Origin of the sequence: Agromyces kandeliae (genome assembly GCF_009674665.1) — a bacterium.
Taxonomy (GTDB): domain Bacteria; phylum Actinomycetota; class Actinomycetes; order Actinomycetales; family Microbacteriaceae; genus Agromyces; species Agromyces kandeliae.
Genome location: NZ_WKJD01000012.1, coordinates 495,949 through 514,881 on the forward strand (window position 1 = coordinate 495,949; position 18,933 = coordinate 514,881).

At 72.6% G+C, this 18,933-nt stretch carries 21 protein-coding genes; 14 read left to right on the plus strand and 7 right to left on the minus strand.

Going from position 1 to position 18,933, the window contains the following annotated elements; translation table 11 throughout:
* The first annotated feature begins 9 nt into the window (after positions 1-9).
* The 3 genes from GJR97_RS09445 to GJR97_RS09455 are packed head-to-tail and all read left to right on the plus strand — an operon-like array spanning position 10 to position 2,931.
* Positions 10-912 (plus strand): ABC transporter permease, encoded by a 903-nt coding sequence (locus GJR97_RS09445; protein WP_324613341.1) that lies wholly within the window; start codon positions 10-12, stop codon positions 910-912.
* Positions 905-1,768, plus strand: a complete 864-nt coding sequence (locus GJR97_RS09450) for an ABC transporter permease (RefSeq protein WP_324613342.1) — start codon at positions 905-907, stop codon at positions 1,766-1,768. Before GJR97_RS09445 ends, GJR97_RS09450 begins: the two co-directional genes overlap by 8 nt.
* Positions 1,765-2,931, plus strand: coding sequence for an ABC transporter ATP-binding protein (locus GJR97_RS09455; RefSeq protein WP_154346187.1), 1,167 nt, complete (start codon positions 1,765-1,767; stop codon positions 2,929-2,931). The genes GJR97_RS09450 and GJR97_RS09455 overlap by 4 nt, the downstream gene beginning before the upstream one ends.
* On the opposite strand, the gene GJR97_RS09460 is transcribed toward GJR97_RS09455, so the two are convergent.
* Positions 2,913-3,521, minus strand: a complete 609-nt coding sequence (locus GJR97_RS09460) for a TetR/AcrR family transcriptional regulator (RefSeq protein ID WP_154346188.1) — start codon at positions 3,519-3,521, stop codon at positions 2,913-2,915. The genes GJR97_RS09455 and GJR97_RS09460 overlap by 19 nt on opposite strands.
* A gap of 118 nt (positions 3,522-3,639) precedes the next feature.
* On the opposite strand from GJR97_RS09460, the gene GJR97_RS09465 reads away from it, so the two are divergent.
* Genes GJR97_RS09465 through GJR97_RS09485 form a run of 5 tightly spaced genes read left to right on the plus strand, consistent with a single transcriptional unit; the run spans position 3,640 to position 10,555 of the window.
* Positions 3,640-5,001: a glycosyltransferase gene (locus tag GJR97_RS09465; RefSeq protein ID WP_229276136.1), complete on the plus strand. Its 1,362-nt coding sequence runs from the start codon at positions 3,640-3,642 to the stop codon at positions 4,999-5,001.
* Positions 4,998-6,410, plus strand: coding sequence for an NAD(P)/FAD-dependent oxidoreductase (locus GJR97_RS09470; RefSeq protein ID WP_324613343.1), 1,413 nt, complete (start codon positions 4,998-5,000; stop codon positions 6,408-6,410). The genes GJR97_RS09465 and GJR97_RS09470 overlap by 4 nt, the downstream gene beginning before the upstream one ends.
* 13 nt (positions 6,411-6,423) lie before the next feature.
* Positions 6,424-7,881, plus strand: a complete 1,458-nt coding sequence (locus GJR97_RS09475) for an aminobutyraldehyde dehydrogenase (protein WP_154346189.1) — start codon at positions 6,424-6,426, stop codon at positions 7,879-7,881.
* Between the two features lie 54 nt (positions 7,882-7,935).
* Positions 7,936-9,429: an LssY C-terminal domain-containing protein gene (locus GJR97_RS09480; protein ID WP_324613344.1), complete on the plus strand. Its 1,494-nt coding sequence runs from the start codon at positions 7,936-7,938 to the stop codon at positions 9,427-9,429.
* 31 nt (positions 9,430-9,460) lie between these two features.
* The gene (locus tag GJR97_RS09485) at positions 9,461-10,555 is read left to right on the plus strand and encodes a serine hydrolase domain-containing protein (RefSeq protein WP_154346190.1); all 1,095 of its coding nucleotides are present in this window, start codon (positions 9,461-9,463) and stop codon (positions 10,553-10,555) included.
* 34 nt (positions 10,556-10,589) lie between these two features.
* On the opposite strand, the gene trhO is transcribed toward GJR97_RS09485, so the two are convergent.
* Positions 10,590-11,489 carry an oxygen-dependent tRNA uridine(34) hydroxylase TrhO gene (trhO, locus tag GJR97_RS09490; protein ID WP_324613345.1) on the minus strand — a complete coding sequence of 300 codons (900 nt, stop codon included), beginning with the start codon at positions 11,487-11,489 and terminating at the stop codon, positions 10,590-10,592.
* Between the two features lie 134 nt (positions 11,490-11,623).
* On the opposite strand from trhO, the gene GJR97_RS09495 reads away from it, so the two are divergent.
* On the plus strand, positions 11,624-12,160 hold the full coding sequence (locus GJR97_RS09495) for a YbhB/YbcL family Raf kinase inhibitor-like protein (protein ID WP_154346191.1): 537 nt from the start codon (positions 11,624-11,626) through the stop codon (positions 12,158-12,160).
* A 6-nt stretch (positions 12,161-12,166) separates the two neighbouring features.
* Here the strand turns inward: GJR97_RS09495 and GJR97_RS09500 are convergent, their stop codons facing one another.
* The 3 genes from GJR97_RS09500 to GJR97_RS09510 are packed head-to-tail and all read right to left on the minus strand — an operon-like array spanning position 12,167 to position 13,484.
* Positions 12,167-12,388 (minus strand): PLD nuclease N-terminal domain-containing protein, encoded by a 222-nt coding sequence (locus GJR97_RS09500; RefSeq protein WP_154346192.1) that lies wholly within the window; start codon positions 12,386-12,388, stop codon positions 12,167-12,169.
* Positions 12,389-12,432: 44 nt separating this feature from the next.
* The gene (locus tag GJR97_RS09505; protein WP_324613346.1) at positions 12,433-13,071 is read right to left on the minus strand and encodes a LysE family translocator; all 639 of its coding nucleotides are present in this window, start codon (positions 13,069-13,071) and stop codon (positions 12,433-12,435) included.
* Positions 13,072-13,100: 29 nt separating this feature from the next.
* Positions 13,101-13,484: a VOC family protein gene (locus tag GJR97_RS09510; protein WP_154346193.1), complete on the minus strand. Its 384-nt coding sequence runs from the start codon at positions 13,482-13,484 to the stop codon at positions 13,101-13,103.
* A gap of 56 nt (positions 13,485-13,540) precedes the next feature.
* Between GJR97_RS09510 and GJR97_RS09515 the strand changes: the two genes are divergently transcribed.
* The 4 genes from GJR97_RS09515 (at position 13,541) to GJR97_RS09530 (ending at position 15,994) form a co-directional block, all read left to right on the plus strand.
* Complete coding sequence (locus GJR97_RS09515) at positions 13,541-14,692, plus strand: enoyl-CoA hydratase/isomerase family protein (RefSeq protein WP_324613347.1); 1,152 nt, start codon at positions 13,541-13,543, stop codon at positions 14,690-14,692.
* A 46-nt stretch (positions 14,693-14,738) separates the two neighbouring features.
* Positions 14,739-15,143, plus strand: coding sequence for an ArsR/SmtB family transcription factor (locus GJR97_RS09520; RefSeq protein WP_154346194.1), 405 nt, complete (start codon positions 14,739-14,741; stop codon positions 15,141-15,143).
* Complete coding sequence (locus GJR97_RS09525; protein ID WP_154346195.1) at positions 15,136-15,573, plus strand: SRPBCC family protein; 438 nt, start codon at positions 15,136-15,138, stop codon at positions 15,571-15,573. Before GJR97_RS09520 ends, GJR97_RS09525 begins: the two co-directional genes overlap by 8 nt.
* 82 nt (positions 15,574-15,655) lie before the next feature.
* Complete coding sequence (locus GJR97_RS09530; protein ID WP_154346196.1) at positions 15,656-15,994, plus strand: YciI family protein; 339 nt, start codon at positions 15,656-15,658, stop codon at positions 15,992-15,994.
* 19 nt (positions 15,995-16,013) lie between these two features.
* On the opposite strand, the gene sufU is transcribed toward GJR97_RS09530, so the two are convergent.
* Positions 16,014-16,454 carry a Fe-S cluster assembly sulfur transfer protein SufU gene (gene sufU, locus GJR97_RS09535; protein WP_154346197.1) on the minus strand — a complete coding sequence of 147 codons (441 nt, stop codon included), beginning with the start codon at positions 16,452-16,454 and terminating at the stop codon, positions 16,014-16,016.
* On the minus strand, positions 16,454-17,767 hold the full coding sequence (locus GJR97_RS09540) for an aminotransferase class V-fold PLP-dependent enzyme (protein WP_195760652.1): 1,314 nt from the start codon (positions 17,765-17,767) through the stop codon (positions 16,454-16,456). The genes sufU and GJR97_RS09540 overlap by 1 nt, the downstream gene beginning before the upstream one ends.
* A gap of 83 nt (positions 17,768-17,850) precedes the next feature.
* Here GJR97_RS09540 and GJR97_RS09545 point away from each other — a divergent pair.
* The coding region (locus tag GJR97_RS09545) for an MmgE/PrpD family protein (RefSeq protein WP_324613348.1) at positions 17,851-18,933 on the plus strand (1,083 nt) is incomplete at its 3' end.

Consider the following 18,933-nt stretch of genomic DNA (forward strand, 5'->3'; position numbering starts at 1 on the left):
CGGAGCGCCGTGACCACGACGACCCCCCAGGCGACCCCCGCCGTGCGCGCCCACCGCGCCCGGCGGGGGCTCGCCGCGGCGCCGTTCCTCGCGCCGGGCATGCTCTTCCTGATCGTCTTCATGGCGATCCCGGTCGGGCTCCTTGCGTTCTACACGTTCTTCAAGCGCGGCCGGTTCGGCGGCCTGGTCTTCGAGTTCACGCTCGACAACTGGGCGAAGCTCGCCGAACCGCTCTACGTCGGCGTCATCCTGCAGTCGATCGGGCTCGCGCTCGTCGTGACGCTGCTGGCGCTGCTCCTCGGCTACCCGATGGCGTACGCGATCGCCGGGCTCTCGCCGAAGTGGCGCACCGTGGCCCTCGTCGCCGTCGTGCTGCCGTTCTGGACCAACTTCCTGATCCGCACGTACGCCTGGATCCTCCTGCTCAACAACGCCGGGTTCGTGAACCAGTGGCTGCAGGCGATCGGGCTGACCGACGAGCCGATCTCGATGCTCTACACGCCGCAGGCGATCGTCGTCGGGCTCCTCTACATGTACCTGCCGCTCATGGTGCTGCCGCTCTACGCGTCGCTGCAGCAGCTCGACCCGTCGCTCCGCGAGGCCGCGACGAACCTCGGCGCGTCACCGTGGCGCGCGTTCCGCACGGTCACGCTGCCGCTGTCGCTGCCCGGTGCGCTCACGGGGTGCATCTTCGTCTTCGTCCCGGCGATGTCGAACTTCGTGATCCCCGAGCTCATCGGCGGCGGCAAGACGGTCATGGTCGGCAACCTCGTGCGCGACCAGTTCTACGAGGCCCGCGACTGGCCGTTCGGCGCGACGCTCGCGCTCGTGCTCACGATGCTGCTGGTCGTCGTGATCGTGATCCAGGCGGCGGTCTCGCGCCGCATCACGGAAGGACCGCGCCGTGGCTGAGACGACCGCCGCCGTGACCGAGCGCGCCGACGCGACGGCGATGACGGATGGCGCGCCCGCGCCGAGCACGCCCGTCGCGCGTCGTCGGCGACCCCGCGGCATCCTCGTGCCGCTCTGGCTCGGGTACGTCTTCCTGTACCTGCCGATCCTCGTGGTCGTCGTGATGAGCTTCAACGAGTCGCGGAACCTCTTCGTCTGGACCGGGTTCTCGCTCCGCTGGTATCCCGAGCTCTTCGCCGACGGCGCGATGATGCAGGGCCTCGTGAACACGCTCATCGTCGCGACCGGGGCCACGCTCATCGCGACCGTGCTCGGGACCCTGCTCGCCTACGGCATCCACCACTACACGCGCGGCGGGCTCATCCGCGCGTTCGCGATCGCTCCGGCGATCCTGCCCGACCTGCTGCTCGGCATCGGGCTGCTGACGTTCTTCTCGCTGCTGAGCTTCACGCTCGGGCTGCACTCGGTGATCCTCGCGCACGGGGTGTTCGCGACGGCGTTCGTGACCGCGATCGTGCTGGCCCGGATGGCGAACCTCGACCCCAGCCTCGAGGAGGCGTCGCGCGACCTCGGCATGGGTCCCGCGAAGACGTTCCTGCGGATCACGCTCCCGCAGCTCGCGCCGGGCATCGTGGCGGGCGCACTGCTGGCGTTCACCCTCTCGCTCGACGAGTTCGTGATCGCGTTCTTCACGACCGCCCCGACCCAGCCGACGCTGCCGATCGTCATCTACTCCATGGTGCGCTTCGGCGTCACGCCCGAGGTGAACGCCCTCGCCACCCTCCTGCTGCTCGTGAGCATCGTCGCGGTGATCTCGGCGCAGCGCCTCACCCGACTGACAGGAACCTCCCGATGACCGCCGAACCACTGCTCCGCGTCGACGGCGTCCGCGCCGTGTACGGCGACACCGTCGCCCTGCACGACATCTCGCTCGACATCGCCCACAACGAGTTCTTCGCGCTGCTCGGTCCGTCGGGCTGCGGCAAGACCACCCTGCTGCGCTCGATCGCGGGCTTCGAGACGCCCGCGGCCGGCCGCATCATCGTCGACGGCATCGACCTGCTGCCCCTGCCAGCGCACAAGCGGCCGGTGAACATGATGTTCCAGAGCTACGCGCTCTTCCCGCACCTGTCGGTGGAGAGGAACATCGCCTACGGGCTCGAGGCCGAGGGCGTCGGCCGGGCCGAGATCCGCACGCGCGTCGGCGAGGTCATGGAGGTCGTCCGGCTCGGGCACCTCGCCAAGCGCCGGCCCTCGCAGCTCTCGGGCGGGCAGCGGCAGCGCGTCGCGCTCGCTCGCGCGATCGTGAAGCGCCCGAAGCTGCTGCTGCTGGACGAACCGCTGTCGGCGCTCGACCGGCAGGTGCGCGCGTCGATGCAGCTCGAGCTCAAGCGGCTGCAGCACGAGGTCGGCCTCACCTTCGTGGTCGTGACGCACGACCAGGAGGAGGCCATGTCGATGGCCGACCGTATCGCGGTGCTCAACGAGGGCCGGCTCGAGCAGCTCGCGACTCCGCAGGAGCTCTACGCCGACCCCGGGTCGCGGTTCGTCGCGGCATTCATCGGCACCGCCAACCTGCTCGACGGCGATGCGACGGCGGAGGGGGTCGCCGTGCCCGGCATGGGGCTCGTCCCGGCTGCCCACAGCCTCGATGTCGGCTCGCCCGCGACCGCGGTCGTCCGGCCGGAGGACGTCACGGTCGGCACGGAGGTGTCCGGCGGGCTGCGCGGCACGGTCGTCGACACGTACTTCCTCGGCGGCGCATCGACGATCTCGGTCGAGGTGCCGGGTCTCCCGGCTCCGCTCCTCGCGAGCGTGCACGGCGCGACGCGCCTGGCTCGCGGCGCCGAGGTCGGCGTGACGTTCGGCAGGGCGACGGCCGTGCCGCGCGATCCGTCCCAGCCGCCGTCGTTCGGCACCACGGTCCCGACCACCGCCATCACGGTGACGGATGGCGCGGACGCGCCCGATGCGGCCGAGGCATCCGCCCCGACCAGGTCTCAGGACGTCAGCGCGTGACCCGTCGCCAGTCGCGCGTACTCGCGCAGCAGCTCGGCCGCCGCGGCGCGATCGAGCGTGGGGTGCTTGGCGACGATGCGGTAGCCGTACGCGTCCTCGAGCGCGACGAGGTTGCGCGCGATCACGAGCGTCGGCTGCGCGAGCGCGAACAGCCCGCGCGCGGCGCCCTGCTCGAGCACGACCTGGTACATGCCGACCTGCCGGTCGTAGAGCGTGGTGAGCAGCGAGGCCATGAGGGGGTTGCGGCCCGCCGATCCGCCGAGCTCGCAGAGCAGGCGCACCTCGGTGTCGTCGGAACCGCTCGGCAGGCCCGAGTCGATGAGTGCGACGAGGCGTGCGACGGGGTCGTCGGGCAGGCTCTCGAGCATGCGCACGCGGCCCTCGTAGAAGCGCTCCATGCCGGCCCGGTTCGCCTCGAACATCAGCTCGTCGATGTCGGGGTAGTAGTACAGCACCGCGCCGGAGGTGAGCCCGGCCTCCTCGGCCACGCGGTTGAGGCGCGCGCCGTCGGGCCCGTGCGCCGCGATCGCGCGCTGCGCCGCGGCCACCAGCTGGCTCCGACGTTCCTCCTGTCGCTTGGGCCTCGCCATGGTGCTCCCTCCCGAGCGGACAGATTATCTGCACTGCCACGCAATGTTAGCCCGGAATCTCCTAGAAAAACAGGGTTTCCGGCGTGCTGAATTCTCTATAACCTGCTGCAAAGAATCGATGAACGGAGTCGAAATGTCCGACGCTCGCCGCACCTTCCTCTTCATGCCCGAGAGCGCCTACGGCCCGACCAACAACTGCATCGGCATCGCCAACGAGCTGCTGAAGCAGGGACACCGGGTGGTCTTCGCCGCCGAGCGATCGTGGCAGGGCAAGCTCACGGCCCTCGGGTTCGAGGAGGACCTCGTCGACCTCGCCCCGGTCGAGGAACCGGCCGAGGGCGCCGAGGAGGCCGAGCAGGACGCCGGCCAGTTCTGGAAGGACTACATCAAGGAGGTCGCGCCGGAGTTCCGGAAGACGACCGCCGAGCAGCTCGAGACCGTGACGCTGCCGATCTGGGAGGAACTCGTCAACGGCGCCAAGTACTGCGAGCCGCAGCTGCGGGCGATCATCGGTCGCGTGCAGCCCGACGTGATCATCGAGGACAACGTGCTCACCTTCCCCGCACTCGTGACTGCGGGCGTCCCGTTCGTGCGCATCGTCAGCTGCAACCCGCTCGAGGTCCCGGGCGACGGCATCGCGCCGGTGTTCTCGGGCCTCGGCAAGGACGACCGCGAGGGCTGGGCGGCGTTCCGCGCCGAATACGAGCGCACCCACCGCCCGCTGTGGGAGTCCTTCGACGCCTGGGTGCAGGAGCAGGGCGCGCCGCCGCTGCCCGACCTCGAGTTCATCCACACGGGCGACGCGAACCTCTACGTCTTCCCCGAGGAGCTCGACTACACCGACGAGCGACCGCTCGACGAGAGCTGGCACCGCCTCGACTCCTCGGTCCGCGAGACCGAGCAGGCGCCGGCCGACCTGCCGGCATCGTTCACCGACGACAGCCGCCCGCTCGTCTACTTCAGCCTCGGCTCGCTCGGCTCGGCCGACGTCGATCTCATGAAGCGGGTCATCGCCGCGCTCGCCGAGCTGCCGGTCGACGTGATCGTCTCGAAGGGGCCGCTGCACGACGAGTTCGAGCTCGCCGAGAACATGTGGGGCGCGGAGTTCCTCCCGCAGACCAAGCTCCTGCCGCTCGCCGACCTGGTCATCACGCACGGCGGCAACAACACCACGACCGAGGCCATGCACTTCGGCAAGCCGATGATCCTGCTCCCGCTCTTCTGGGACCAGTACGACAACGCCCAGCGCGTCGACGAGCAGGGCTACGGGCGCCGACTCGACACCTACGGCTTCACGCCCGACGAGCTCCGCGCAGCCGTCAGGGGGATCCTCGCCGACGATGCGCTCCGTGCGCGTTCCGAGGCGGCCGGTGCCGCGATCCGTTCGCGGCACGGCGTCGCGAAGGCCGCCGAGATCATCGCGGGCGTCGGGCTCCCGGTCGGCGCCGGCATCGGCGCCGCCTCCGCGGGGGCCGAGTGAGCCCGTCGACGACGGATGCCGCGGTCGCGGCGATCGCGGACGCCGAACCGAAGCCGTACTGGACCGACCGTCCCGAGGCGCCGGCCCAGCGGCCGGCCCTGGCCGGCCGGCACGAGGCCGACCTCGTCGTCGTCGGCGCCGGGTTCACCGGGCTGTGGGCGGCGTGGCGGGCGCTCGAACGCGGCGACGCGGCATCCGTCGTCGTGCTCGAGGCCGAGCGCGTCGGCTACGGGGCCAGCGGTCGCAACGGCGGGTTCGTCGCATCGTCGCTGACGCACGGCCTCGCGCACGGCACCATGGTCTGGCCCGACCAGGTCGGGGCGCTGCACGACGAGGGGGAGCGCAACCTCGCCGACCTCGTCGCGACCATCGACGCGGCGGGCATCGACTGCGACCTGCGGCGCGTCGGCAAGACGACCCTCGCGGTCGAGCAGTGGCAGGTCGCCGGCCTCCGCGAGGCGGCCGAGCTCGGCGCCCGCCACGGTGTCGCCCTCGAGCTGCAGTCGCGCGACGAGGTGCAGGCCGACGTGCACTCGCCGACCTACCTCGCGGGACTGCGCGACCGCCTCGGCACCGTGCTCGTCGATCCCGCGCGCCTCGCGTGGGGCATGGCGGCCGAACTCGAGCGACGAGGAGTCCGCATCCACGACGGGTCGCGCGTGCTCGGCCTCGAGCGCGACGGCGCGGGCGTGGTCGCGCGGACGGATCGCGGAGAGGTGGTCGCGCGCGGGGCGATCGTCGCGACGGCCGCGTACCCGGGGCCACTGCGGCGCCTCGGGTCGTACATCATGCCGCTCTACGACCACGTGCTGATGACCGAGCCGCTCACCGCCACCCGACGCGAATCGATCGGGTGGAGCGAGGGGCAGGGGCTCACCGACGCGGGCAACCAGTTCCACTACTACCGACCCACCGCCGACGGGCGAATCCTGTTCGGCGGCTGGGACGCGGTCTACCACCGCGGCGGACGCGTCGACGCGTCCTACGAGCAGCAGGGCGGCTCGCACGCGCTGCTCGCGCGGCACTTCGCCCAGACGTTCCCGCAGCTCGACGGCGTGAGGTTCACGCACCGCTGGGCGGGGCCGATCGACTCGACGACCCGGTTCACCGCCGCCTACGGCACCGCACGCGCCGGCCGGGTCGCCTACGCGGTCGGGCACACCGGCCTCGGCGTCGGCGCCTCCCGGTTCAGCGCCGACGTCGCCCTCGACCTCCTCGCGGGACGGCCGACCTCGCGGCTCCGGTACGACATCGTGCGCCGCCGGCCGTTCCCCGTCCCGCCCGAGCCGTTCCGGAACCCGATCATCCAGTACACCCGGCGCAGCATCCTCGCCGCCGACGCGCACGAGGGGCGCCGCAACCTGTGGCTGCGCACGCTCGACCGCTTCGGCCTCGGCTTCAACTCCTGAAAGGCACCACCCCATGACCACCACCGGCACCTTCATCGGCGAGTACCGCGCCGGCACCGGCGGCGACGCCGTCATCGTGAACCCCGCGAGCGAGGAGGAGGTCGCCGCGTACCGCGAGTCCGGCCTCGCCGACGTCGGCGAGGCGGCGGCCGCGGCCCGCGCCGCGCAGCCGGACTGGGCGGCGAAGACGCCGGGGGAGCGCTCGCTCGCGCTGCTCCGCTTCGCCGATGCGATCGAGGCCGACGGAGAGCGGCTCGCGACGCTCGAGGTCGAGGACTCCGGCAAGCCCTGGACGACCGCGTTCGACGGCGAACTGCCCTTCGCCGTCGACAACCTGAGGTTCTTCGCGGGCGCGGCGCGGTCGCTCGACGGTACCGGGGCGGGCTCACTGTCGAACGGCTACACGTCGATCCTCACGCGCCGGCCGGTCGGCGTCGTCGCGGGCATCACGCCGTGGAACTTCCCGCTCATCATGGCGATCTGGAAGGCGGGGCCGGCGCTCGCCGCGGGCAACGCCGTGATCGTGAAGCCCGCGCCCGCGACGCCGCGCACCACGCTGCGCCTCGCCGAGCTCGCGGTCGAGTCGGGCCTCCCGGCGGGCCTCTTCAACGTCGTCACGGGCGACGCCGAGGTCGGCCAGGCACTCGTCGCGCACTCCGAGGTCGACATGGTGAGCGTCACCGGATCGACGCAGACCGGCAAGGCGGTCATGCGCGGCGCCGTCGAGGGCGTCAAGCGCGTGCACCTCGAACTCGGCGGCAAGGCGCCCGTGATCGTGTTCGCCGACGCCGACCTCGGCGCGATGGCCCAGGCGGTCGCGCTCGGCGCGACGTACAACACCGGCCAGGACTGCACCGCGGCCACCCGCGTCTACCTGGAGCGCTCGGTGTTCGATGGCGGCGTCGCCGCGCTCCGGCAGGCGCTCGGCGCCATCGTCGCGGGCGATCCCATGGACGCCGACACCCACATCGGTCCGCTGATCTCGCGCGGCCACCGCGACCGCGTCGACGGGTTCGTCCGCCGTGCCGTCGCCGAGGGCGCCGAGGCGCTCGTCGGCGGCCACGCGATCGACCGCACCGGTTCGTACTACGCGCCGACCCTCCTCGTGGGCGCCGCCCAGTCGTCGGAGATCGTGCAGGGCGAGGTCTTCGGGCCCGTGCTCGTCGCCCTGCCGTTCGACGGCGAGGCCGACGGCATCCGCTTGGCGAACGACAGCGCCTACGGCCTGGCCTCGTCGGTCTGGACGTCGGACGTCGCCCGCGCGATGCGCGTCAGCCAGTCGCTCGACGTCGGCGTGACCTGGGTGAACGACCACCTGCCGATCGCGTCGGAGGCCCCGCACGGCGGGGTCAAGGGCTCGGGGTTCGGCAAGGACATGTCGATCGAGCCGCTGCTCGACTACTCGGTCACGCGGCACCTCATGATCCGGCACGCCCCGCCGCCCGAGACGTCCGGGTTCCGGCCGGCCTGAGCGACTCCCGGCCCGCGCCACCATGCCGGCTCGGGTCCGGGCTAGCATGCAGGCATGCGGGAGCGCGGCTCGACCGACGCACGGCGCCGAGCGCGTCGGGGCGGCGGCGAGCCGGTCGCGGCGCCGACGGACGACCGACCGCCGCCCCCGATGCCGGAGCGGCTGTCGTTCACGCGCATGCTCGATGGCTTCTTCTTCGTGTACGCCGGCCTCGCCGCGGTCTGGCTGGCCTGGCTGCTGCTCAACCAGTCCTTCAGCCTCGGATGGGTCGGGATCGGCTTCTTCCTCGTCTTCTGGCTCGTGCTCGCCTACCTGGTGCTGCCGCGCCTGCATCGCATCCTCACCACGATCTACGTGCCCGACTACTTCATCGGCCGCACGCGGACGAGCGACGGCCTCCTCGGCGACCCGGTGAACCTCGCCTTCGACGGACCGGAGCAGGCGCTGCACGACGCCATGCGGGCGGCCGGATGGACCCGCGCCGACGACGTCACGCTCGCGTCGAGCTGGCGCATCATCGCCTCGACGATCACGCGCCGCAGCTACGACGAGGCGCCCGTGAGCCCGCTCCTCCTCTTCGGCCGGAAGCAGGACTTCGCGTACCAGCAGGAGGTCGCGGGCAACCCGGCGAAGCGCCACCACGTGCGGTTCTGGCGGACGCCCGACGGATGGCTCCTCCCGGGCGGCCGTCGGGTCGACTGGCTCGCGGCGGGCACGTTCGACCGCGCGGTCGGGTTCTCGCTGTTCACGCTGCAGGTCACGCACAAGATCGACGCCGACATCGACGTGGAGCGCGACCACATCGTCGCGACGGTCCGCGACGCCGTGCCCGACGCCCGGCTCGAGGTGCTCCGCGACTTCTCCACCGGATACCACTCGCGCAACGGCGGCGGCGACACCATCCGGACCGACGGCGACCTCCCCGTCGTCGTGGTGGGGCGGCCCGATCCCGGGCCGCGCGACGACCGGACGGCGGACGCGTCGGGTGCCGCCGCGTCGGCCGTTGCGGGACCGGCCCCGACGCGCACGGTCGAGAAGCGCATCGCATTCGAACCGCCGCTCCGGCTCGCCGAGGCGCAGCCCGTCCCGGCCCGGATGCCGCGACCCGGCGCCACGGCGTTCGGTGCGGGCGTGGTCGTGCTCCGGGTGCTCGCGGGCGTCGTGTGGCTCGTCGCGGTCGCGTTCCAGTGGGACCAGGTGCTCCAGGAGGACTTCGGGGTCGACGCCGACGCGACGGCGCAGACCGAGCAGGCGGCCCAGCTCGCGCTCACGGTCCTGCTCGTGGTGATGGGCGTCCTCCTCGCCGTGCAGGTGGTGTTCGCCGTCCGGATCTGGTTCGGCGGCAACCTCTCGCGGATCCTCGTGATGCTCTTCTCCACGATCAACATCACCGTGGCCGCGACCGAGTCCTTCACGGGCAGCGTCGAGGTCACGGTGCGCACGACGCTCGTGACCGTCGCGCTCGACATCATCGTGCTGCTCGCGCTCTCGAGCCGCCCCGCGCGCGCGTTCGCCCGGCAGCGCAGCTCGCGACGACCGGCCCGGTGACGACGGCCCGCAGCAGGCGTAGCCTGCGAGCATGGGCGTGCGGCTCGCCGTTCGGCTACGGCGCACCGCCCTCGCCGCGGTGCTCGCCATGGGCGCCGTCGCGCTCACGGGCTGCATCGAGTTCTACGAGGACGAGCTCGACCCCGGCCTGATCCGCCGGCTCGAGGAGCACTTCGGCGGCGATCACGATCGAGCCGCCGCCGCGATCGTCGATGGGGACGGCCTGCACACGGGGTACGTGGCCGCCGACGAGGAGACGGTGTTCGAGGTCGGCTCGATCACGAAGCTGCTCACCGGCCTGCTGCTGCCGATCGCGGTCGACCGAGGCGAGGTGGCGCTCGACGACCCGGTCGGGCGGTACCTGCCCCTCGGCGACGCGCCGGTGGCCGGACGCACGCTCGAGGAACTCGCCACCCACCGTGCCGGCCTGCCGCCGATCACGAGCGACGAGGACCTGCTGATCGCGATCAGCGAGACGGTCGCGACGGGCAGGTCGCTCCCACCCCTCACCGTCGACGAGCTCCTCGCGCTCGCCGCCCGCGAGTCGGCGGAACCCACCGGTCGCGCGGTCTACAGCTCCCTCGGCGCGGCGCTGCTGGGGCACGGGCTCGCCGCCGCCGCCGGCACCGACTACCCGACGCTCGTGCGGGACCGGCTGCTCGGCCCCCTCGGCATGGACGGGGCCGACGTGCCCGTCGACCCGGCCGACGTCTCACCCGCGTACGCGGGCGGGTACACCGCGCGGGGCGACCCGGCGCAGGCGTGGACGGGCGCCGGCTGGGGACCCACGTTCGGCCTGCACGCCACGCTGCCGGACCTCATCGCCCTGGCGCGCGCGGTCCTCGACGGCCCGCTCGCCGGCAGCGCGGCGCTCGAGCCGGCGGCCGACGGCCCGAACTCGCAGCAGCGCATGGGCTACCTCTGGTTCCTCGCCCGCGACGGCGACCGCACGCTGACCGGCACGAGGGCCATCACGAGCGGCTTCGCCGCCGCCCTGTTCGTCGATCGCGCGGCGGGGCAGGCCGTGGTCGTGCTGTCGAACGAGGCGGAGCACGTCGACCGCTTCGCCGTGTCGCTCCTCGACGGCGTATCGGGCGCGGGCGGCTGGCGGGCGGGCGATCCCTGATCCGCGACTGCGCCCGCGGTGCGGGCCCGCCGGGTCAGGCGACGGATGCCGCGTGCTCGGCGCACTGCGCCGTCGTGCACGCCTCGCAGCGCACGAGCTGCGCCCGGCACGAGGCATCCGTGCAGTTCACGATGCGGTTCGTCGCCGCACCGCAGCCCTCGCAGACGCCCACGACCGCGGCGTGGTCGCTGAAGTCCACCGAGCCGCGCCCGTCGAACACGTAGAGCGAGCCCTCCCACAGCCCGTCGTCGCCGAAGCGCTCGCCGTAGCGGACGATGCCGCCCTCGAGCTGGTACACCTCGCCGAACCCGCGGTTCGCCATGAGGCTCGAGAGCACCTCGCACCGGATGCCGCCGGTGCAGTAGGTCACGACCGGCCGCCCCTTCAGGTGGTCGTACGCGCCCGAGTCGAGCAGCCCGACGAAGTCGCGCGTGGTCTCGGTCGGCGGCACGATCGCGTCGCGGAACCGGCCGATCGCGGCCTCGACCGCGTTGCGGCCGTCGAAGAAGACGACCTCGTCGCCACGCTCGGCGACGAGGTCGTGCAGGGCGTCGGGGGACAGCCGCGCGCCGCCGCCGACCACGCCCGACCCGTCCACGCGGAGCTCGCCCGGTGCGCCGAACGAGACGATCTCGTCGCGCACCTTGACGCTGAGCTTCGGGAAGTCGACGCTCCGGCCCTCGTCGTCGAGCCCGGTGCCCTCGCTCCACTTCACGTCGAGCCCGCGGAACCCGACATGCTCCTTCGTCTTCCGCACGTAGCGCTTCAGCGCGCCCATCTCGCCGCCGAGCGTGCCGTTCAGCCCGTCCTTCGAGACGAGCACGCGCCCGCGGAGCCCGAGGGACTCGGCGAGGTCGCGCTGCCAGAGCCGGATCGCGTCGGGGTCGGCGAGCGGCGTGAAGGCGTAGAACAGGATGATCTTGGCGAGCGGCACCCCGAGATCCTAGGCGCGATGGCTGGGCGGATGCCGCGACGCGGCGTGTGCTCGGGAGGCGGCATCCGCTCGGACGTACCCTGACCTCGACCGCCGACCGGGCCGTCGGCCCGGCGCTGCCGAGGAGGACGACGATGCTCGACGTGGACCCCTACGACGCGTTGCAGAAGCTCCGACCCGTGGAGGCGTTCGCCGTGACGAGCACCGACTTCGTCGACGGCGGGCCGCTCGCCCGTCCGCAGTGGAGTCACGCCGCGGGCGGCGTGGACCGCTCGCCGCAGCTGTCGTGGAGCGGGTTCCCCGAGCGCACCCGGGGATTCGCGGTGACCTGCCTCGACGTCGACGCCCCGAGCGGTTCCGGCTGGTGGCACTGGGCGGTGCTCAACCTGCCGCTCGAGGCGACGAGCCTCGAGGCGGGCGTCGGAGCGCCCGGCGGACCGCCGCTGCCGGACGGCGCGATGGTGCTCGCGAACGAGGACGGCGTGCGCGGCTTCGGCGGCGCGGCGCCGCCGCGCGGCACGGGCGAGCACCGCTACGTGTTCGTCGTGCACGCGCTCGACGTGCCGAGCCTCGAGCTCGATCCCGCGTCGACGCCCGCGGTCCTCGGCATCCGCTGCTTCGCGCACGCGCTCGCGCGCGGCATCCTCACCGGCACCGTCAACCGCGACTGAGCGGGGTCAGTCGACCCGCCGACCGAACAGGAAGTACGAGATCGGGCCGATGTAGTTCACGGCGATCACGATCGCCCACACCCACTTGCGGCCGTTCACGTCCCGTTCGTCGCGTCGGGCCAGGTCGGCCCATGCGGCGGACGCGAGCGCCAGTTGGATGACGGCGCCGATGATTCCCCTGACCTGCTGTCCGCGACTGAGGTCGCTCCATCGTCGTGCCTCGCCCATCGCTCCTCCGATCCTCGGTGGTGGTCCTTCTCGTCCCGGCCGCCCTAGTGCTCGTTCCCCGACAGTGCGAGCACGCCGCCGAGACCGATCATCATGACCCCGCCCGTCGCGGCCAGGTGCGAGGCCCGGCGCGGCGAACGCGCGAACCAGTCCCGAGCCGTCCCGGCCGCGAGCGCCCAGGCCGAGTCGCACGCGAGCGCGAGCACCACGAACGCGGTGCCGAGCATCGCCATCTGCATCGGGATGGCGCCGGCGTGGAAGTCGACGAACTGCGGCAGCACGGCGACGAAGAACGCGATCGTCTTCGGGTTCGTGACGCCCACCACGACGCCCTCGCCGAGGAGGCGCCACGGGGAGCGCTCCGCGACCTGGCGGGTCACCGCGTCGGCGGCATCCGCTCGATGCCGGATCGCCTGCACGCCGAGGTAGACGAGGTACAGCGCGCCGCCGAGCTTGATCGCGGTGAACAGCGCGACCGACTGCGCGACGACCGTGCCGACGCCGAGCGCGACGGCCGCGACGAGCGGCAGCATGCCGATCGCATTCCCGAGGACGCTCAGCAGGCCGCCCATCCGTCCGAGCGCGAGCGACCGTCCGATGACGAACAGGACGCTCGGCCCCGGGATCACGATGAGCACGATCGAGGCCAGCACGAAGGCCCAGAGGTTGGATGCGGGGACCACGTCGGGATCCTACGCCTGCCCGGTCCGGGCTACTCCTCGTCGGGCTGCGGCGCGATCGGCTGGCCCAATCGGACGCGTGTGCCGAACGGGTCGGACACGAGCGACACGCGCTCGCCCCACTCGCTGTCCGAGGGCTCCTCCACGACGAGGAAGCCGGCCTCGGCGAGCGACGTCGTGACCGCATCGACGTCGTCGACGTAGAACCAGAGCAGGATGCCGGCGCCCTCACCGGCCGTCGAACCGTCGGCGAGGCCCAGGCCGACCTGGGACGAGCCCGTCTGCAGGGTCGCGAAGAGCGGCTCGCCCTCCGGCGGATACCGGTACGTCACGGTGGCCCCGAGCCCGTCGCGATAGAACCGCATCGCGGCCTCCATGTCCGGCACCTCGACGATCGGGAACGCGGATTCGATCATGGTCCCTCCCGCGCCCGACGCTACGCCGCGTGCGGGGATGCCGCTACCGTTGCACCGTGAGCGAGCACATCTCCGCGAGCGTCGCCGACGGCGTCGGCCACCTCACGCTCGAGCGGCCGCAGGCCCTGAACGCCCTGAGCTACGAGATGATCCGTGCGCTCACCGCGGTCTTCGACGCGTGGCGGCACGACCCCGAGGTCTCGATGGTCGTGCTCGACGGGGCCGGCGAGCGCGGGTTCTGCGCGGGCGGCGACGTCCGCGAGCTCTACATGTACGCGACAGGGGGCCACGTCGCCGAGGCGCTGCGCTTCTTCCGCGACGAGTACCGGTTGAACGCGGCGATCGCGCGGTACCCGAAGCCCGTCGTCGCGATCATGGACGGCATCACGATGGGCGGGGGCATCGGCCTCGCGGGGCACGCGTCGATCCGCATCGTCACCGAGCGCTCGCGGGTCGCGATGCCCGAGACCCGGATCGGGTTCACGCCCGACGTGGGCGGCACGTGGCTGCTCGGCCGCGCCCCGGGCGAACTCGGCACGCACCTCGCGCTGAACTCGCGCACGATGGACGCCGCCGACGCCATGCACGCCGGCTTCGCCGATGCGTTCGTGCCGAGCGAGAGCATCCCGCACCTGCTGCAGGCGCTCGAGGAGCGCGCCGACCCGGGCACGCCCTCCGAGATCGTCATGCTCTTCGACGAGACGCCCGGGCCGTCGGCGCTCGCCGCGGCGCGCCCCTGGGTCGACGCCTGCTTCTCGGCGCCGACCGTGCACGGCATCATCGACCGCCTGCGGGCGTTCGCCGACGGGCGAGCGGATGTCGCGGGGTCTGCGCCCGCGTCGGCGGCGGGCTCGCCCGACGAGGCCGGGGAGCCGCGGCATCCGTCGGCCCAGCCTGCGCAGGCCTATGCCGCGGCGGCCGCCGACGAACTGGAGACGCTCTCGCCGACGGCGCTCGCGATCACGCTCGAGGCGGTGCGTCGGGCCCGCACGCTGCCGAGCCTCGAGGACGCGCTCGAGCAGGAGTTCCGGGCCGTGTCGTGGTTCATCGGCCAGCACGACCTGCACGAGGGCATCCGGGCTCAGGTGATCGACAAGGACCGTTCGCCCACGTGGGATCCGCCGACGCTCGACGACGTGCCCGCGAGCCTGCCCGCGCGCGTGCTCGAGGAGCAGCTGCACGATCCGGTCTGGGCCGACCGCGCCTGACCGACCGGGGTTGTGCTCGTCCGAGGCTCGGCGAATAATAAACCACATGGTTTATTCAGCGGGTGGGAGCGGGCCCCGCGCCCCGGTGGGCGTCGGCGTCGACCACGACGCCGACGCCGCCCGACTCGACGCGGTCTTCGCGGCGCTCTCGCACCGGTCGCGCCGCGACCTCGTCGTCTACCTCGCAGCCAGGGCCGACTCGCCGCGAATGTCCCAGGTGGCCGTCGACCGAGGCGTCTCCCCGCAGCTGCTCAACAAGCACACCGCGGCGCTCGAGAAGGCCGGACTCGTCCGACGGGTCGGCGACGGTCGCGAGCGTCGGCTCGTGCTCGACACCGTCGCGCTCGCAGAGGCCCAGCAGTGGATCGGTCGTGCACGCGAGTACTGGACCGCCCGACTCGACGCACTCGACTCGTACATCGCGAACCTGGAGGACGACTCCGATGCCTGACGCCGTCTTCGACATCGAGCGCACGTTCGCGATCGACCGGACGACCATGTGGTCGCTCTGGACCGACGCCGCGCACGCGGCCCGCTGGATGCGACCGTCCGTCACCGAATACAGCGAGACCGTCGCCACGATCGACCCGAGGCCCGGCGGCTCCTACCGATTCGAGATGCACGCGCCCGACGCGACCTACGCCACCTCGGGCACCTTCGTCCACGTCGACCCGATGGATCGCCTGAGCTTCACCTGGCGTTGGGACGGGTCCGACGAGGAGACGCTCGTCGAGGTCCGCTTCGCCGACGACGCCGACGGCACCCGCGTCCGGATCACGCACACGCGGTTCTCGACGAGCGAGTCCGCGGAACGTCACGGCGAGGGCTGGCGCGGATGCCTCGACTCGATCGCCGCCGTCTTCGAGCCGTCGCCCGGCTGACGCGCACCCCGTACCGGCGACGACGCCGGCACCGCGGGCCCCCGGCCGGAGGCCCGCCAGCGATTCCGAGAGGACCGACACCATGGCACGCTTCGTCTTCGTCTACCACGCCCCGATGACCCCCGCCGATGCCACCCCGCCCACCGACGAGCAGACCGCCGCCGTGATGGGCGAGTGGATGGACTGGGCGGCGAAGGTCGGCGACGACATGGTCGACTTCGGCACGCCCCTCGCCGAGGGCGTCCGCGTCAGCTCGGACGGCTCGACCGCGCCGAGCACGCGCGAGGTCAGCGGCTACACCGTCATCGACGCCGCCGACATGGACGCGGCCCTCGCGCTCGCCAAGGAGCATCCGCACCTGAAGATGCCCGGCGGCTGCGAGATCGAGGTGCACGCCGCGCAGCCGGTGCCGGGCATGTAGGCGCCGCGACGAGGAGCGCTCAGCGCGCCTTGGCGACCGCCGCCTCGAGGGCGACCCACGAGAGCATCGCGCACTTGATGCGCATGACGTACTTCGAGACGCCGTGGAACGCGATCGCATCGCCGAGCAGCTCTTCATCGGGCACGCCCTCGCCCTTCGAGCGCAGCATCGTGCGGAACTCCTCGGCGAGGCCGAGGGCCTCGTCGACCGGCCGCCCGGCCACGAGGTCGGTGAGCACCGACGCCGACGCCATCGAGATGCTGCATCCGTCGCCCTGCCAGGCGACCGCGTCGATGCGCTCGTGGGCGCCGTCGAGCTTCACGCGGAGCGTGATCTCGTCGCCGCACGTCGGGTTGAACTCGTGGTGCTCGGCGTCGGCGCCCTCGAGCGGGGCGTCGCCGTGCCGCGCCTTCGCGTGGTCGAGGATGATCTCCTGGTAGAGGCCTTCGAGGTTCGCCATCACGCGGCTCCCGTTCCGAGTCCGAAGAAGCCGCGGACCTCGCCGAGCGCGGCGACGAACCGGTCGGCCTCCTCCGCGGTCGTGTAGACGTGCGCGCTCGCGCGCGTCGTCGCAGTGATGCCCAGCGCGCGGTGCAACGGCTGCGCGCAGTGGTGGCCGACCCGCACGACGAGCCCGGCGTCGTCGAGGAACTGGCCGACGTCGTGCGCGTGCACGCCGTCGACGGCGACGCTCACGAGTCCCGCGCGTGCCCGCCCCGGCTGCGGGCCGACGATGCGCACCCCGGGGATCGCCGCGACGCCCTCGAGCACTCGCGCCGCGAAGGCGTCCTCGTGCGCGGCGACGGCGTCCATGCCCATCGCCTCGAGGTAGCGGGCGGCCGCGGCCAGGCCGATCGCCTGCGACACCGGCTGGGTGCCGGCCTCGAACCGCTGCGGGGCGGGGAGGAACTCGGCCGTGTCGAAGGTGACGCGCGTGATCGTCGACCCGCCCGTGCGCGCCGGCGGCAGCGCGTCGAGCAGCTCGGCCCGGCCGTAGAGCACGCCGATGCCGTTGGGGCCGAGCATCTTGTGGCCCGAGAACGCCGCGAAGTCGACGCCGTAGCCCGCGAAGTCGACGGGTCGATGCGGCACCGACTGGCAGGCGTCGAGCACGACGAGCGCCCGCGGCGCCCGGGCCCGCACGGCCGCGACGACGTCGGCGACCGGCACGATGAGCCCGGTCACGTTCGAGATCTCGGCGAAGGCGACCACGCGGGTGCGCGGCGTGAGCACCGACACGAGGTCGTCGAGCGACCAGCAGCCGTGCTCGTCGACCTTCACCGGCACGAGCCGAGCGCCCGTGCGCTGCGCCACGCGCTGCCACGGCAGCAGGTTCGCGTGGTGCTCGGCCTCGGTGAGCACGATCTCGTCGCCGGCGTCCAGCGCGAAGCGCGCCGCATCCGCCCCGCCGATGCCGACGCTCGCATCCGCGATGCCGAGCGCGACCATGTTCAGCGCGTCGGTGGCATTCTGCGCCCACACGATCTCGCGGTCGTCGCGTGCGCCCACGAACCGGGCGAGGTCGGCTCGCGCCTCCTCGAAGCGGCTCGTCGATCGACCAGTGGCGGCGCTCGCGCCGCGGTGCACCGCCGCGAGGTCGTGCTCGAGGTAGTCGCGTTCGGCGTCGAGCACGGCCGTCGGGCGTTGCGCGGTGGCGGCCGAGTCGAGGTACGCGGTGGGTCGGGCGTCGCCGGATGCCGCGAACGCCGGGAAGTCGCGGCGGATGTCGCGAATCGTCCGTGCGCCCACGTGCTCGGTGTCGGTGGGGATCATCACCTCCATCGTCCCATGCCCCGGCAGGGAGCTCGCCGTCAAGCTCCGGCGCGACCGGGGCCGCGCCCGGTAGCGTGAGCGACGTGAAGATCCACCACCTGCGTACCCACCGGAGCGATGAGAACCTCGCGCGAGAGGGCCAGCTCGCCTGGCAGCTCGCCGGGGTGGCCGTCGACCCCGTGGAGGTCGGCGACGAGGTCGTCGAGATGGTCGTGAACCGCGTGATCGACAACGCGGCCGTGGCCGCGGCATCCCTCGCGCGTCGACCCGTCGTGGCCGCCCGCAGCCAGGCGCTCGCGCACCCCGTCTCGATCGGCGGCGACGGCGCGACGGTCTTCGGCGCGGATGCCGCGCGGCGGACCTCGCCGGAGTGGGCGGCGTGGGCGAACGGGGTCGCCGTGCGCGAGCTCGACTTCCACGACACGTTCCTCGCCGCCGACTACTCGCACCCCGGCGACAACATCCCGCCGATCGTCGCCGTCGCGCAGCACCTCGCCGCCTCGCGGGGCCTCACGGGGCGCGACCTCGTGCGCGGGATCGCGACCGGGTACGAGCTCCAGGTCGACCTCGTGAAGGCGATCACGCTGCACGCCCACAAGATCGACCACGTCGCCCACCTCGGCCCGTCGGCCGCGGCCGGCATCGGCACGCTCCTCGGGCTCGACCAGGAGACGATCTTCCAGGCCGTCGGGCAGGCGCTGCACACGACCACCGCGACGCGCCAGTCGCGCAAGGGCGAGATCTCGACGTGGAAGGCGTACGCGCCCGCGTTCGCGGGCAAGATGGCCGTCGAGTCGGTCGATCGCGCGATGCGCGGCGAGACCAGCCCCGTGCCGATCTACGAGGGAGAGGACGGCGTGATCGCGTGGCTCCTCGGCGGCCCCGAGGCGACCTACGAGGTGCCGCTGCCGGAGACCGGCGAGGCCAAGCGCGCCATCCTCGACTCGTACACGAAGGAGCACTCGGCCGAGTACCAGGCGCAGGCGCTCATCGACCTGGCCCGGAAGCTCCACGACGAGTACCCGCTGATCCTCGACGATCCCGACCGCATCGAGTCGATCACCATCCACACCTCGCACCACACGCACAACGTCATCGGCACGGGCGCGAACGACCCGCAGAAGTACGATCCGGATGCCTCGCGCGAGACGCTCGACCACTCGATC